Source organism: Kitasatospora sp. GAS1066B (assembly GCF_041262605.1).
GTDB lineage: Bacteria > Actinomycetota > Actinomycetes > Streptomycetales > Streptomycetaceae > Kitasatospora.
This window is the reverse complement of sequence record NZ_JBGCCO010000001.1, coordinates 276,001-289,640: the sequence shown is the minus strand read 5'-3', so window position 1 is coordinate 289,640 and position 13,640 is coordinate 276,001. Positions and strand designations below refer to the sequence as shown.

The 13,640-nt window shown below is 73.8% G+C and carries 12 protein-coding genes and 1 pseudogene; 4 read left to right on the top strand and 9 right to left on the bottom strand.

Features of this window, described 5'->3' with window-relative positions:
• Positions 1 to 70 precede the first annotated feature (70 nt).
• Positions 71 to 931: pseudogene (locus tag ABH937_RS00685) on the bottom strand (HD domain-containing protein); the annotation flags it as partial.
• Positions 932 to 1,191: 260 nt separating this feature from the next.
• Here ABH937_RS00685 and ABH937_RS00680 point away from each other — a divergent pair.
• The 3 genes from ABH937_RS00680 (at position 1,192) to ABH937_RS00670 (ending at position 2,861) form a co-directional block, all read left to right on the top strand.
• A complete protein-coding gene (locus ABH937_RS00680) occupies positions 1,192 to 1,794 on the top strand; it encodes a superoxide dismutase (protein ID WP_370216857.1) in 603 nt (200 codons plus the stop codon).
• 63 nt (positions 1,795 to 1,857) lie between these two features.
• Positions 1,858 to 2,136 (top strand): hypothetical protein, encoded by a 279-nt coding sequence (locus tag ABH937_RS00675; protein ID WP_370216751.1) that lies wholly within the window; start codon positions 1,858 to 1,860, stop codon positions 2,134 to 2,136.
• A 44-nt stretch (positions 2,137 to 2,180) separates the two neighbouring features.
• Positions 2,181 to 2,861 carry a DUF6629 family protein gene (locus ABH937_RS00670; RefSeq protein WP_370216750.1) on the top strand — a complete coding sequence of 227 codons (681 nt, stop codon included), beginning with the start codon at positions 2,181 to 2,183 and terminating at the stop codon, positions 2,859 to 2,861.
• 305 nt (positions 2,862 to 3,166) lie between these two features.
• Here ABH937_RS00670 and ABH937_RS00665 read toward each other — a convergent pair whose 3' ends face one another.
• The 5 genes from ABH937_RS00665 to ABH937_RS00645 all read right to left on the bottom strand — a co-directional run bounded on the left by ABH937_RS00665 (position 3,167) and on the right by ABH937_RS00645 (position 7,234).
• A complete protein-coding gene (locus ABH937_RS00665; RefSeq protein WP_280689087.1) occupies positions 3,167 to 3,412 on the bottom strand; it encodes a hypothetical protein in 246 nt (81 codons plus the stop codon).
• Positions 3,413 to 3,475: 63 nt separating this feature from the next.
• A complete protein-coding gene (locus tag ABH937_RS00660; RefSeq protein WP_280689086.1) occupies positions 3,476 to 4,687 on the bottom strand; it encodes an MFS transporter in 1,212 nt (403 codons plus the stop codon).
• Between the two features lie 97 nt (positions 4,688 to 4,784).
• The gene (locus ABH937_RS00655; RefSeq protein ID WP_280689085.1) at positions 4,785 to 5,336 is read right to left on the bottom strand and encodes a hypothetical protein; all 552 of its coding nucleotides are present in this window, start codon (positions 5,334 to 5,336) and stop codon (positions 4,785 to 4,787) included.
• Between the two features lie 140 nt (positions 5,337 to 5,476).
• Entirely contained in the window at positions 5,477 to 5,869 is a 393-nt protein-coding gene (locus ABH937_RS00650) for a transglycosylase family protein (protein WP_280689084.1), read from the bottom strand.
• Between the two features lie 384 nt (positions 5,870 to 6,253).
• Positions 6,254 to 7,234: a magnesium transporter CorA family protein gene (locus tag ABH937_RS00645; RefSeq protein ID WP_280689083.1), complete on the bottom strand. Its 981-nt coding sequence runs from the start codon at positions 7,232 to 7,234 to the stop codon at positions 6,254 to 6,256.
• A 104-nt stretch (positions 7,235 to 7,338) separates the two neighbouring features.
• On the opposite strand from ABH937_RS00645, the gene ABH937_RS00640 reads away from it, so the two are divergent.
• A complete protein-coding gene (locus ABH937_RS00640; protein ID WP_370216748.1) occupies positions 7,339 to 8,151 on the top strand; it encodes an arylamine N-acetyltransferase in 813 nt (270 codons plus the stop codon).
• 44 nt (positions 8,152 to 8,195) lie between these two features.
• Here the strand turns inward: ABH937_RS00640 and ABH937_RS00635 are convergent, their stop codons facing one another.
• Genes ABH937_RS00635 through ABH937_RS00625 form a run of 3 tightly spaced genes read right to left on the bottom strand, consistent with a single transcriptional unit; the run spans position 8,196 to position 13,449 of the window.
• Positions 8,196 to 10,361, bottom strand: coding sequence for a prolyl oligopeptidase family serine peptidase (locus tag ABH937_RS00635; protein ID WP_370216747.1), 2,166 nt, complete (start codon positions 10,359 to 10,361; stop codon positions 8,196 to 8,198).
• Positions 10,334 to 12,118, bottom strand: a complete 1,785-nt coding sequence (locus ABH937_RS00630) for an N-acetylglutaminylglutamine amidotransferase (protein WP_370216746.1) — start codon at positions 12,116 to 12,118, stop codon at positions 10,334 to 10,336. Before ABH937_RS00630 ends, ABH937_RS00635 begins: the two co-directional genes overlap by 28 nt.
• Positions 12,106 to 13,449, bottom strand: coding sequence for a YbdK family carboxylate-amine ligase (locus ABH937_RS00625; RefSeq protein WP_370216744.1), 1,344 nt, complete (start codon positions 13,447 to 13,449; stop codon positions 12,106 to 12,108). Before ABH937_RS00625 ends, ABH937_RS00630 begins: the two co-directional genes overlap by 13 nt.
• Positions 13,450 to 13,640 lie beyond the last annotated feature (191 nt).

Here is a 13,640-nt window from a genome sequence, read left to right as displayed (position 1 = left end):
GGGGCGCGGGTCGGGCGCCGGTCGATCCGCCCGTCGCGTCGCCTGCCGCGCCGGCCTGGTGCCAGGCCACCAGCGCGGCGGCGATCGCGTACAGCGTGCCGTCGAGGTACGCGGTGGCGATGGTGCCGTCGCTGAAGCGTTCCCCGCGCACCACGGCCGTGGCGGCCCGGACCGCGTCGCCCGGCGTGTAGGTTTCCTCCCAAGTCAGCTGCGGCAGGCGGAAGTTGATCCAGGCGTAGCTCGGCGTCACCGCTCCCACGGTCGCCAGCAGCCCGGTGAGCAGGTTCACCCGCTCCCCGTAGGCGGGGTACGGGAACCCGCCGGCGGGCAGGGTCCAGCGGACGTCGTCGTCCTCGACCACCCAGTCGCGCACCAGCGCACCGAGCAGCAGCCAGTCGGCGCTCCGGCCGCGGTCCAGCTCGGCGAGCAGCGCCGCGTCCCCCGGGTCCTGCGCGGGGTCGGGCGGCGTGACCGGCTCGGCGGCCGCAGGGGAAGGGCGGAGCAGTCGGCGCATCCGGGCGTACTTCTGCCGCAGCCGGATCCGCGTCGCCGAGTCCAGACGCGCCAGGCGGTCCGGGTCCGAGTTGTGCGAGAGGTCGGCTTCCTTGATCTCGACCGCGCCGGGGGTGGCCCTGATCCGCGCCGCGTACTCCCGCGGGTCCTCGCCGGGACGCTTGGTCAGCGCGAGGACCAGATCCTTGGTGTGCGCGGAGAGTGGCGCCGAAGCCAGCCACTGCGGCGAGAGCACGCCGTCCTCGATCGCGTCGTGCAGCCAGGCGGCGGCGATCTGCTCCTCGCTGCCCTTCCGGCGGGCCACGGACGTCGCCACCGCGGCCAGGTGCTCGGCATACGGCCGGCCGGCCTTGTCCAGCTGCCTCGCATGAGCGCGCCGTGCCACCGCTTCGACCTCGGCCAGGCTCAGAAAGACCATCAGCGCACTGTACTACCGGCGCCTTTGGCGACCGAGGGGTGGCCCTGAGGCGAGGCCGGCCCGGATGTCCCGGCGGGCGCCGGTTGGGAAGACGATCGTCAGTCATCAGGAAGGACGTGCGCCCACAGGGGGAGTGCTGTCCACGGCTGACGGGGCCGACCTCGCGCTCGACCATGCTGATGCATAGTGGACGCTATTGCAACATATACGCAATAGTGAGCCCAGGCATGATCATCACGATCGAAAGGGGCCGTGTCCCGATGGGCACCTACTCGCTTCCCGACCTCCCGTACGACTACTCGGCGTTGGAGCGCGCGATGAGCGCCGAGATCCTGGAACTGCACCACTCCAAGCACCACGCCGCCTACGTCAAGGGCGCCAACGACACCCTGGAGCAGCTCGCCGAGGCACGCTCCAGGGACCAGTTCGGCAACCTGGTGGGCCTGCAGAAGACCCACGCCTTCCACCTCTCCGGGCACGTGCTGCACTCGCTCTTCTGGCAGAACCTCTCCCCGGACGGCGGCGACCGCCCCGACGGCGCGCTCGGCACCGCGATCGAGGAGCACTTCGGCGGCTTCGAGGCGTTCCGCAAGCAGCTCACGGCTGCCACCGTCGGCGTCCAGGGCTCGGGTTGGGGCCTGCTGGCCTGGGAGCCGCTGAGCCGCAGCCTGGTCGTCGAGCAGGTCTACGACCACCACGGCAACGTCGGCCAGGGCACCACCCCGCTGCTGGCCTTCGACGCCTGGGAGCACGCCTACTACCTGCAGTACCGCAACGTCCGCCCGGACTACGTCGAGAAGCTCTGGGACGTCGTCGACTGGAACGACGTCGCCACCCGGTTCGCCGCCGTCCAGGGCGGCTGACACCGGCCGCCGGATCGCGCCGCCCGGCATGCGGGTGGGGCGGGGAGAGCCGAGACTGGCGGCGTGACAGAGAACGTGTATCGAGGATTGGCAACCCTGATCGACCGGGGTTTCGAGATCGTGGTCCACGCCGACCTGGCCACCCGCCGCTCGCCGGACGGGAGCCAGGGCTGGGGCGGACACCTCCAGGCGGACCGGGAGGAGGACTTCGAGCTGATGGCGGAGGTCGGCGCCGGTCGGCTGCGGCTGCCGGACGGCCGCGAGGCGGATTTCGACGGGGCCGGCAACGAGATCGGCTCCGGCGGCCTGCTCGTCTCCAGCGGTGGTCCGGCGCCGTTCTGAGCTGCTGTCAGAGAGTTCCGGGCGGGGAGCCGCAGGAGGCCGGGATGTGCTGGAGCGCCGAGGCCGATCTCGTCACGGGCACGGCTGTCGCCGGGCTCGGGCTGCTCTGCCTCGCGCGGGTCCGGCGGCCACGGGACCTGCCGCTGGCGGCGGTGCCACTGCTGCTGGGCGTCCATCAGCTGACCGAGGCGGCCGTCTGGCTCGGCGTGGACGGCCGGATCAGCGCCGGTCCCGCGCTCTGGGCACGCACCGCCTGGGTGCTCATCGCGCTGCCGGTGCTGCCGGCGCTGGTCCCGGCGGGTGTCTGGTGCGCCCTGGGGCCGCCGAGTGCGGATGCCTCGTCGATCGCCGCGCACCGGCGCCGGGCCGGCTTCGCGCTGCTCGGCGTCACGGTCGCCGCCCTGCTGCTGGCAGCCGTACTGACCCACCCGGTCACCGCCGAGGCCCACCGGCACCTGCTGACCTTCGGTACGGGTATCCCGTACGTCCCGCTGCTGCTGACCGGCTACCTGCTGGCGACCGTGGGCGCGCTGCTGGCGAGCGGTGACCGGTTGTTGCGGCTGCTCGGCTGGTTGGTGGGTGGCGCGGCGGTGGTGTGTGCGCTGCTCTGGCGGCTGGCGTTCATCTCGACCTGGTGTGCGCTGGCCGCGCTGGTCAGCGTGGTGCTGCTGCGCTGGATCGGTTCGGCGGGGCGTGGCGGGGCTCGGGCGGTGGCGGAGCGGTAGGCGAGGCCGGAGGCTCGTCGGGCCACGGCGTGTGGTCGGGCAGTCCAGACACGCCATCACGCCCGTCAACAGTCGAAGACCGACCAGCAGATCTCGTTGCGCAACCGCTGATCATCCAGGACGAGTTCGCGAATCACCTCCGGGAGCTGTTCGCGCTGCCAGCGGCACTCGAGCCTGCCGGCGCTCTCACCCTCCCGTCCGGAGGCTGTCGCACGCACGGCCTTGATCGCGTAGGCCCGCGGGGAGTCGCCAGATAGCACTGCCTGAACCTGTGCGTGGCTGCGACGGACGTGGCCCGGCCGGCGTCAGCCCGCCGCGTCGTGCTCCGCGTGGGCCACCTGGGCCAGGAGCAGCTGGGCCAGGGCGCGGGCCTCGGTGGGGCTCAGGCCGGCCCAGACCTTGGAGCGGCCGCCGCGTTCCGGGCCGACGTTCAGGGTGATGCGGTCGATGGGTCGACCGGGGATGGCCACGCGCAGTGCGCCGACCTCGATCCGGCGGCCGCAGGCGGTCACCAGTGGTAGGGGTCGTGACGGTTCTTCCAGCGACGACATGATCTCCTCAGCCCTTCCCTGATGACCCGGCAGGTGTACAGGTCAACGGGCGTGTGGTGCGCGCTATTCCACCACGTCACGGGCGCGCGGCAGCCTCGCCAGCACCCCCAGCACCAGGGCTGCCACCACCGCGGCGAAGACCGCGCCCGCGGTGCGCAGGCCGGTGGCCGTGATGAGGACGCCCACGCCGATCGCGGGCAGCGCCAGCATCGCGTAGAGCACCGCGAACAGTGCCGAGAACGCCTGGCCGCGAACCGCCGGTGCGACGTGCTCGGTGATCAGCGCGATGCCGGCGCCGACGGCGAGCCCGGTGGCGAGGCCGACGATCACCGCGGCGGCCATCAGCGGGGCGAGTGTGGCGGTCAGCATCGCGGTGGCGATCAGTGCGGCGGCGGCGAGCAGGCCCAGGCAGGCGGTGGGCAGCACCCGGCGGGATGCCAGACCCCGGGCCAGCAGCTGGCCCAGGCCGGTGCAGACGAACGCGATGGCGACCGTCGCCCCGGACAGCGCCGGGGTGCTCAGGCTCAGCACCTGGGCGAAGAAGAGGCCGGTGGTGGCGGTGAGCACGCCGAGCACCGCGAACCCCGACCCCGCCGCGAGCGCGCAGTGCAGGAACGGTGTGCGGAGGTCGGCGGGGATCCGGGGCAGCGAGAGCGCGAACAGCCGGCTGCCGGCGCGGCGGGTGACGGTCTCCGGTACCCCGGCCAGGAGCAGCAGGGCGACCAGGACGAGGGCGGCGTCGACGCGCCAGACCAGCCGCAGCGGGTCAGGTGCCCACTGGGCCAGGAAGCCGGCGAGCAGCGGGCCGCCGGCGAGGCCGCCCATGTTGGCGGCCAGCGCGATCCGGCCGGCTCTGACCTGCCGGTCGGGCGCGGCGAGTTCGGTGAGGTGGGCGGTGGCCGCGCCGGTGACCAGCGCGGCGGCGAGGCCGGAGAGCACCCGGCCGAAGAGGAGCAGCCCCAGACCGTCCGCGGCCAGGAAGACGCCTGCCGCCGCAATGGCCAGCAGCAGCGCGGTGGCGGTCACCGGGCGGCGGCCGAGCCGGTCGGAGAGCGAACCGAAGCAGAGCAGGCCGGCCACCACGCCGAGGGCGTAGACCGCGAAGGCGACCGTGACCATCAGCGAGGAGAAGCCGAAGGCGGCCTCGTAGCGCGGGTAGAGCGGCGTGGGGATGGTGGTGCCCACCATGGTCGCCCAGAACGCGCCGGCGACCACCGCGGTCGCGCCGCGGCGGTGCGGGCGGGTCCGGGCGGTGGCGCTGCCGATCGATGCCATCGGTTCTCCGGAGCGCAGTGCCAGCTGTGCGGAAGGGGGGTGCGGGCGGACGGCGGAGTGCCCAACAACCTTGGCCCGCCGCTGTCCTGACCAGTCGTCAGTATCCGCCGCCGGTGCTCGGCGCGGGGCTCTGCATGCTCGGTGCGGAGGTGATCGCGTCGCCGCTGGGGCTGACCACGTACCAGGCGCCGCCGAAGGCGTTGACGCCCTCGCCGTTGGTCTGGCCGGGCTTGGTGTCCTCGGCGAAGTAGTAGAGCGGGTGGCCCTTGTAGGTCACCTGGGTCGAGTGGTCCATCCTGGTGGTCGTGCCGACCAGGGACGCGTTCACCCCGTTGCTGTTGGGCTGCCCGGTGGTGATGTTGGGAGGCCAGGCCATGGCGCAGGCGCCGTTGCAGTTCGAGGTCGTGCCGGTGTCGGCCTGGAACAGGTACAGGGTGCGCCCGGCGCCGTCGACCAGGACCTGGCCCAGCGGCGAGCTCGCGACCTTCAGCGTGGCGGCTCCGGTCGCGGGTGTGCCGCTCGAGGGCGCGGACGCCGAAGGGGAGGGTGTGGCGGACGGGGTGGCCGTCTTGCTGGTCGAGCTGCCGCAGCCGGCGGCCAGTGCCGCGACGGCGGTCGCGCCGAGCGCGAGGGCGATGCCACGTTTCATGACGGACTTCTTCCGCTGGAACCCCGGCTCCGCGCGGCTGCGGTGCGGCCGGTTCATCGGCCCGCGTCGGCGGGTCCGCATTTCACAGTACGCAGCCGCACCCGGTGGGGTTCAGCGGTGATCGCCCACCCGTGAACGGGTCAGGAGAGACCGGCCTTGACGGAGCAGATGGGCCAGGCGCCGGGGCCCTGGGCGGCGAGGACCTTTTCGCCGATGGTGATCTGCTGGGCCTTGGTGGCCTGGTTGGCCTGGGGGGCGTACTGGGTGCCGCCGAAGGCGTTCCAGGTGGAGGGGGTGAACTGGAGGCCGCCGTAGAAGCCGTTGCCGGAGTTGATGGCCCAGTTGCCGGTGGCCTCGCACTGGGCGACCTTGTCCCAGGTGGTTTCGGGGGCGGCGGAGGAGGTGGTGGCCGTGACGAGACCGGCGACCGGCAGGACGGCCAGCGCGCCGCCGAGGACGGCGAGGCGTCGACGGTTGTGCTTGCGGGCGGTGGTGGCGGTGGCGGTGGTGGTGGTCTCGTTGCGGTAGGTCATGCGGGTCCTCTCGGGCGTGCCGGTGGGCAGGGGGAACCGGGCCCGTGGGGGCCTGGCTGATCGGGGGGGGTGTGCGGCGCTGTGGTGCTTGCCGCGCTGGTTTCGAAGCTACGGGGGGTGCTGGCGGGGGGACAAGGGTTGGGGGGATAGCCGCAGGTCGGGGGCGGATTACCGGCGGTAGGCGGGGGTCGGGGGGTGCGAGAACTCGCGGTCGTGGGCGGGGTGGGGGTGGTGGATGTGGTGGCCGTCACCGCCGGTGCGGGGTGAGGCCGCCCACATTGTCGACACCCGGTGAGCGGCCCCTGACCCAGCGCCCACGTCGCGAAGATCCGCAACGGCCGCGCGGATGGCCCAGGTCACACCCGAGCCCTCACACCCGAGCCGTCAGACCCAGTCCCGGCGCTTGAAGGCGACGTAGAGCAGCCCGGACAGGGCGATCATGATGATCGTCGAGGCCCAGAAGCCGGTCTGGGTGCCGAAGCCGGGGTAGGGGACGTTCTGGCCGTAGAAGCCGGTGACGGCGGTGGGCACGGCGATGATCGCGGCCCAGCTGGTCACCTTCTTCATGATCATGTTCATCCGGTTGCCCTGCACCGTCAGGTTGGTCTCCATCACCGTGCTGACCAGGTCACGCAGCGACTCGGTCCACTCGGTGGCCCGCAGGACGTGGTCGTAGACGTCCTGGTAGTACGGCATCAGGGCCTCGTCGACCAGCTGCACGTCCCGGCGCAGCAGCGAGTTCACCACCTCGCGCATCGGGAGCACCACGCGGCGCAGCTTCACCAGGCTCTTGCGCAGCTCGTAGGAGGTGCGCTGGACCTGCTGGATCTGCTCCGGGCCGTCCTCGAAGAGCAGGTCCTCCAGGGCTTCGATGCGCTCGTCCAGGAGCTGGACGGCCTGGAAGTGGCTGTCGACCAGGTAGTCGAGCAGCCCGTGCAGCAGGAAGCCCACGCCGTGCTCGGCCAGCTCCGGGGCGTTGTCCCAGCGCTGGACCACCCGTTCCATGTCGCAGTGCGCGCCCTTGCGGATGGTGATCAGGGCGTTGGGCGTGATGAAGGCGGCGACCTCGCCGACGCTGAACGCCGCGCTGTCGGGGTCGGGGTCGGGGCAGACCGCGTAGGCGGAGAGGAAGAGGTGGGTCCGGTAGCGGTCGAGCTTGGGCCGCTGGTGCTCGTTGCGGGCGTCCTCGACGGCGAGCGCGTGCAGGCCGAACTCCTCGACGATCGTCTCGAAGGCGGTGGAGTCCGGGTCGTGCACGTCCAGCCACACCGTCGACTCCGGGTCGCCGATGTACTCGGAGATGTCCTGGACCGGGAAGTTCTCCAGCTTCAAGGTGCCGTTGCGGTACAGCCTGGTGCGCATCATGGCGGACACCCTAAGCCCCGCGTCAAAACCCTGCGTCGGCGTCCCCCGGTGGCCCGCTGCCCCTGACTGCTGCCCCCTGACCGCCGCGCCGTACCGTGACGGGTATGACTGTCGATCTTCAACGCTACGCCGCCCGGATCGGCTGGGACGGCGAGCACCGGGCCACCGCCGAGACGCTGCGCTCGCTGCACCGGGCGCACATCTGCGGCATCCCGTTCGAGAACCTGGAAGCGCTGGGCGGCACGGCGCCCTCGCTGGACCTCGACGCCTTGCAGGCCAAGCTCGTCGACGGCCCGCGCGGCGGTTACTGCTACGAGCACAACACGCTCTTCGCCGCCGTCCTGGAGCAGTTGGGCTTCACGGTCACCCGGCTGACGGCCCGGGTCCGGGTCGGGGCGGGGCCCGGTGACATCCGGCCGCGCACGCACATGCTGCTGGCCGTCGAGGTGCCGGGCGAGCCGCACCGTTACCTCGCGGACGTCGGCTTCGGTGCGGCCGGCGCGCTGCTGGAACCGCTGCCGCTGCTGGCGGGTACGGAGTGGAGCGGTGGCCGGCGGCGGCGCCGGCTGTTGGCCGAGCCGTCCGGCGGTCCGCTGCCGGGCCTGGTGCTGCAGGCCTGGCACGACGACGCCCGGCAGGACCAGTACGCGTTCACCGAGGAGCCGTTCCAGGCATCCGACTGTCAGGTCGCCAACTGGTACGTGGCCACCCACCCGCGCTCGCCGTTCCGGCAACGGCTCTACGTGCAACGGGCGTTGGCGGACGGCCAGTTGCTGCTGGTCGGGGACACCCTCACCGTGACCGGCCCGGACGGCACCGTCCAGGAGCGCACGGTGACGGGCGAGCGGGAGGTGGCAGCGGTGTTGGAGGCGGAGTTCGGCATCGTGCCGCCGCCGGGCAGCCTCGTGGTGAGCTGAGGCGTCCGGCCGGTCCGCTCGTGCCGCGTCCGTGCCGGCACCGCTCACCCGGCCAGGTGCCGCTCGATCCAGTCGGCCGCGGTGCGGCGGAACAGCACCCGGTTGCGGGTGCGGACGAAGTCGTGGCCCTCGTCGGGCAGCACCAGCAGCTCGGCGGGGATGCCGCGTTGCCGGGCGGCCCGGACCATCTGCTCGGACTCGCCCGGCGGGACGTTGGTGTCGTGCTCCCCGTGGACGGCCAGCAGCGGTACCCGCAGCGCGTCGATCCGGCTCATCGGGGAGAGCGTGTGCAGCAGGTCCCGGTCGCGTTCGGGGTGGCCGTACTTGGCGGCCGCCGAGCGGGCGATCCACGGCTCGGTGCCGGCGAAGAAGGTCAGGAAGTCCGACATGCCGCACACCGAGACACCGGTGCGGAACAGCTCCGGATGCCAGACCAGCGAGGCCAGCGTGAGGTAGCCGCCGTAGGAGCGGCCCATCACGGCGAGCCGTCGGGGGTCGGCCAGGCCCGCGGTGACCAGGTGCGCCGCGCAGTCCGCGACGTCGTCGATCGCCGCGAGGCGCCCGGCGCCCAGGTCGGCGTCGACGAAGGAGCGGCCCGCGCCCAGCGAGCCGCGCACGTCAGGGGCGAAGACGTCCAGGCCGCGGCCGAGCAACTCGTGGTACAGCGGGTCGAAGACGGGTCGTTCCTGCTGCTCGGGGCCGCCGTGCAGATGCAGGACGCACGGCGCCTGGCGGCCGGGGTCACGGCCCAGCGCGCGGTAGTGCCAGCCGCCCAACTCCAGCCCGTCGCGGGCCCGCAGGCGCAGGTGCTCGGGTCGCACCGGTGGCCGGCCGGGGGCGACGGCGTCCTCGTCACGCGAGGACCACGGCGTGCGGGCGAGTGCCGCGCCGTCGGGCGTGTGCCAGACGCCGGGACGCCGCCCGGAGCCGGAGACGGCCAGCGCGAGGCCGCGCGGACCGGCCGGGCTGACCCGGGTCACCACCTCGTGCGGCAGCGGGACGCGGCTGCCGTCGAGCCCGCCGACCCCGGTCGGGGGCAGCACGAGGGTCTCCAACTCGCTGCACCCGCGCATGTTCCAGGCCAGCACGGCGGTCCGCCCGTCGTCGCGGACCGAGAGCAGCTCCAGGTCGGCGTCCTGCCGCTCGGCGCTCACCACGAGCCGCCGGCAGCTGCCGTCGGGTGCGAGTTCGGCGGTGAACAGGGCCGCGAACTCGCGGTCGGCGTCGCTGCGCAGGTACAGCGCCCGGCCGTCGGGCGAGAAGCGGCCGATCCAGGGATCGCCGTCAGCCACCGGCACCGTGCAGGCCGTCTCCCGGCTGCCGGTCCGCAGCACCACGGCCTCCCGCCGCCCGCGTGGTCCGCGCAGCAGCAGGACGAGCCGGGCATCCGGCGTGCTGTCGCAGACCCGCAGGGTGGCGCCCGCCGGTTCGGTGGCGAGCAGCTCGGGCGGCCGGGCACCGGCCGGATCGGCCAGGTAGGCGGCCAGGCCGCCGCCCGAGAGGTGCGGCTCGGGGGCGGGTCCGTAGGGGGCCGGCGGTGGCGGGACCAGCGCTCTGCCGGGCTGCTCGGGCCCGGCGCCGCCGAGCAGCACCGAGCGCCCGTTGCGGCTGGCCCAGCCGCTCGGGTACGGCTCCTGGGGCGGTTGCCCGTACGGCGTGGCGGACAGCGGGGCGGACAGCGGGGCGGCGCCGTGCTCGGCGACCAGCAGGCCGGACGGCGGGTCGGTGGCGGTGACGGCGATCGCCGAACCGTCACGCGTCCAGCGGCCCAGATAGGCGGTGCTGCCGGGCGCGGCACCGGCCAGCACCCGGCGGTCGCTGCCGTCCGGGCGCACGCACAGGACCCGGGTGTGCTCGCCGCCGCCGGGGGCGGTGGTGTAGGCGATCCAGCGGCCGTCCGGGGACCAGGAGACCTCCAGGACCGGGTCGGGCCCGGCGTCCAGCAGGTGCACCTCGCCGCCGTCGGCCGGGCCCGTCCACAGCTGCGGCACGCCGCCGCGGTTGCAGATGAAGGCCAGCTGCCCGCCGGCCGGGTCCGCCGACGGGTACCAGCAGCCGTGGGCGGTCACCGGGCTGGGCGCGTCCCGGGCCCCCGGGGCGTCCGGCAGGGCTGCGGCCAGCGGCGCCGCCTGCGCCGAGGCCACCGGGTCGGGCCGCTGATCCGCCACCGTGCGCCTCCCGCTCAGTCGATCCCGTGGGACTGCAGCCACATCTCCAGCAGCGCGACCTGCCACAGGGTGTTCGCCCCGCGCCTGGTGCGATGGTCGTCCGGGGCGGCCAGCAGCTCGGCCAGATATCCGGGGCGGAAGATCCCCCGGGTCCGCGCCTCGGGCGCCGACAGGGCCTGCTGGATCCGGTCCAGCACCGGCGGAGCCATCCGGCGGATCGCCGGCACCGGGAAGTAGCCCTTGGGCCGGTCGACGACCTCGCTCGGCAGCAGCTTGTGGGCGGCGTCCTTGAGCACGCCCTTGCCGCCGTGGGCCAGCTTGAACTCCGGCGGGCAGGCGGCGGCCAGCTCGACCAACTCGTGGTCCAGGAACGGCACGCGTGCCTCCAGGCCCCAGTCCATGGTCATGTTGTCGACCCGCTTGACCGGGTCGTCGATCATCAGGACGTGGGTGTCCAGCCGCAACGCCGCGTCCAGGGCGCTCTCGGCCCCCTCGACCGCCATCTCGGCCCGGACCAGCTCACCGGAGACGTCGCGGTCCGCCAGCAGCTCCGGCTGCAGCATCCGGCCCAACTCGGCGTGCGACCGGTCGAAGAACACCTCGACGAAGGTCTCGGGCTCCCGCTCGCGCGGTACGGCCGCCAGCGCGGGATGCCAGCGGTACCCGGCGAAGATCTCGTCGGCCCCCTGCCCGCTCTGCACCACGTTGACGTGCTTCGAGACCTGCTCCGCGAGCAGGTGGAAGGCGACCACGTCGTGGCTGACCATCGGCTCGCTCATGGCCGCCACCGCCCGGTCCAGCGCGGTCCGCAGCCGGTCCGAGGGGACCATGATCTGGTGGTGGTCGGTGGCGAACTCCCGGGCCACCAGGTCCGAGTAGTGGAACTCGTCGCCCTGCTCGCCGCGCTCCGCCTCGAAGCCCACGCTGAAGGTGGCCTGGTCGCACTGGCCCGCTTCGGCCAGCAGCGCCACGATCAGGCTGGAGTCCAGGCCGCCGGAGAGCAGCACGCCCAGCGGCACGTCGGCCACCGTGCGGCGGCGGACCGCCGTGCGCAGCGCGTCCAGCACGGCGTCGCGCCAGTCGGCGGCGTCCATGTCCGCGTGCTCGGGCCGCCGCCGGTAGGACGGCTGCCAGTAGCGGTGGTCGTGCTGCGTGCCGTTCGGCTCGACCACCCGCACGGTGGCGGGCGCCAGCTTGCGCACGCCGGCCAGCACGGTGCGCGGCGCCGCCACCGTGCCGTGCAGAGTCAGGTACTGGTGCAGCGCGGCCGGATCGAGCGAGGTGTCCACCCCGCCCCCGGCGAGCAGGGCCGGCAGCGAGGAGGCGAAGCGCAGCCGGTCGGCCCGCTGCGCCAGGTAGAGCGGCTTGATGCCGAGCCGGTCACGGGCGAGCACCACTCGTCCGGTGTCCTGCTCGACCACGGCGAAGGCGAACATGCCGAACAGGTGGTCGACGCAGGCCGTCCCCCACTGCCGGTACGCCTTGAGCAGCACCTCGGTGTCCGAGCCGGAGAAGAAGCGGTGGCCCAGGCCCGCCAGCTCCCGCCGCAGCTCCCGGTAGTTGTAGATACAGCCGTTGAAGACGCCGGTCAGCCGGCTCTCCGAGTCGGTCATCGGCTGGGCGCCGCGCTCCGACAGGTCGATGATCTTCAGGCGGCGGTGGCCGAGCGCCACGGCGCCCTGGGACCAGAGCCCCCGGCCGTCGGGTCCGCGGGCCGCCAACCGGTCGGTCATCCGCTCCACGGCGGCCAGGTCCGGGCGCCCGCCGTCGAAACGGATCTCTCCGCTCAGCCCGCACATGCCGGTTCACCGCCGTCCGACCAGTGCTGGGGCGCTCGGGGCAGCAGCGCGGCCGTCGCCGGGTCGGCGCTGCAGGCGCAGGCCCGTTCCTCGATGGCCGCGATCCGGCTGCGCCGGCAGAGCGGCGTGCTCGGCCGGTGGGGCGCCAGCCGGGCCGGGCGGTTCGGTCGGCGGCGGGCGGGCGACCCGGTCCGGCCGAGCCGGGCCCGGCCGGCGTCGACGGTGCGGGCCGTCCGGGTCTGGGCGATCAGCAGGTCCACCGCGGCCGGCAGGCCGGCGGTGGCGGCGACCTGCCGCAGCCGGCGGGCGGCGGTGCCGCCACGCAGCGTGTGCTCGGTCAGCTCCACGACGGTCGACCAGTCGCCGTACGCCTCCAGCGTCGGGCGCGACCGGGCCAGCAAGGCGCGGACCACGGCGTCGGCCGGTGCGGGCTGCCCGGTGGCCGGGTCCAGCAGGTCGCCGTCCAGCCCCGAGCGGGCGGCCCGCCAGGTCGCGGCGCGCAGCCACTGCTGGCGGGCCGGCGGGCAGCGGTGCTCTCCGGGCGTCCGTTCTGCGGGCCTGTGCTGTACGGTCTCGCAGGCGTCGACCACCAGCGCGCGGAACAGCCCGGCGATCAGCAGCACGGTCTCCAGGCGCGGGCAGGCGTCGCAGATCCGCAGTTCCAGCGTCTGCTGGTGCGCGGAGGGCCGGACGTCGTAGTAGACCATCCCCGGGTCACTGACCACCCCGGAGCGCACCAGCTCGGCCACGGCGGCGTCGTACTCGGCCGCCGACGCGAAGCAGCCGGCCGGCCCCGTGCTGGGCCAGCGCTGCCAGAGCAGGGTGCGCCAGCTGGCATAGCCGGTGTCCGCGCCGAGCCAGCAGGGCGAACTGGCCGACAGCGCCAGCATGGTGGGCAGCCAGGGCGCCAGCACGCAGATCGCGCGGACCGCCGTGTCGCGGTCGGGCACGTCCACGTGGACCTGCGCGCCGCAGATCAGCTGCTCGTCGGCCACCCTGCGGTACTCGTCGGCCATGTGCAGGTAGCGGGGGTGCGCGGTGGCCGCCACCGTGCCCAGGCGGGCCAGCGGCGGGGTGCCGGCCGCGACGGGCGCCAGGCCCAGCGGGGCGGCGGCAGCGGCCAGGGTCCGCCGGGAGCGGGCCAGATCGGTGTGCAGGGCGTCCAGCGAGCGGTGCACGCCGCTGTTGGACTCGACGACCGACCGCTGGAACTCGTGAGCGAAGCCGCGCCGTGGTAACCGGTCCAGCACCTCGGGCGCTCGTGGGACCAGCATCCGGCTCTCCACATCGACGATGTGGAACTCCTCCTCGACTCCCATCGACACGGCCATGGGGCACCTCCGAACGGGCTCGACGGCCCGGCGGCCGCTTCGCCGCCGTGCTCCGGCGACCGCGATCACGTGGTCGCCGCTTCCGCCCCCAGAGACCAACCTCCCACCACCGCCCACCGCGCGCGCGGCCACCACGACGACGAGACGTGACGTTGCGGACGCGCACGGTCGCGGGCGCCCGGCGGCCTCGG

Bases quoted from the DNA above. Each gene is read 5' to 3' on its own strand.
- ABH937_RS00680 (WP_370216857.1), top strand. From the start codon at position 1,192: ATGGGCACCTACTCGCTTCCCGACCTCCCGTACGACTACTCGGCGTTG.
- ABH937_RS00665 (WP_280689087.1), bottom strand. From the start codon at position 3,412: ATGTCGTCGCTGGAAGAACCGTCACGACCCCTACCACTGGTGACCGCC.
- ABH937_RS00625 (WP_370216744.1), bottom strand. From the start codon at position 13,449: ATGGCCGTGTCGATGGGAGTCGAGGAGGAGTTCCACATCGTCGATGTG.
- ABH937_RS00645 (WP_280689083.1), bottom strand. From the start codon at position 7,234: ATGATGCGCACCAGGCTGTACCGCAACGGCACCTTGAAGCTGGAGAAC.
- ABH937_RS00630 (WP_370216746.1), bottom strand. From the start codon at position 12,118: ATGTGCGGGCTGAGCGGAGAGATCCGTTTCGACGGCGGGCGCCCGGAC.
- ABH937_RS00660 (WP_280689086.1), bottom strand. From the start codon at position 4,687: ATGGCATCGATCGGCAGCGCCACCGCCCGGACCCGCCCGCACCGCCGC.
- ABH937_RS00650 (WP_280689084.1), bottom strand. From the start codon at position 5,869: ATGACCTACCGCAACGAGACCACCACCACCGCCACCGCCACCACCGCC.
- ABH937_RS00670 (WP_370216750.1), top strand. From the start codon at position 2,181: ATGTGCTGGAGCGCCGAGGCCGATCTCGTCACGGGCACGGCTGTCGCC.
- ABH937_RS00655 (WP_280689085.1), bottom strand. From the start codon at position 5,336: ATGAAACGTGGCATCGCCCTCGCGCTCGGCGCGACCGCCGTCGCGGCA.
- ABH937_RS00640 (WP_370216748.1), top strand. From the start codon at position 7,339: ATGACTGTCGATCTTCAACGCTACGCCGCCCGGATCGGCTGGGACGGC.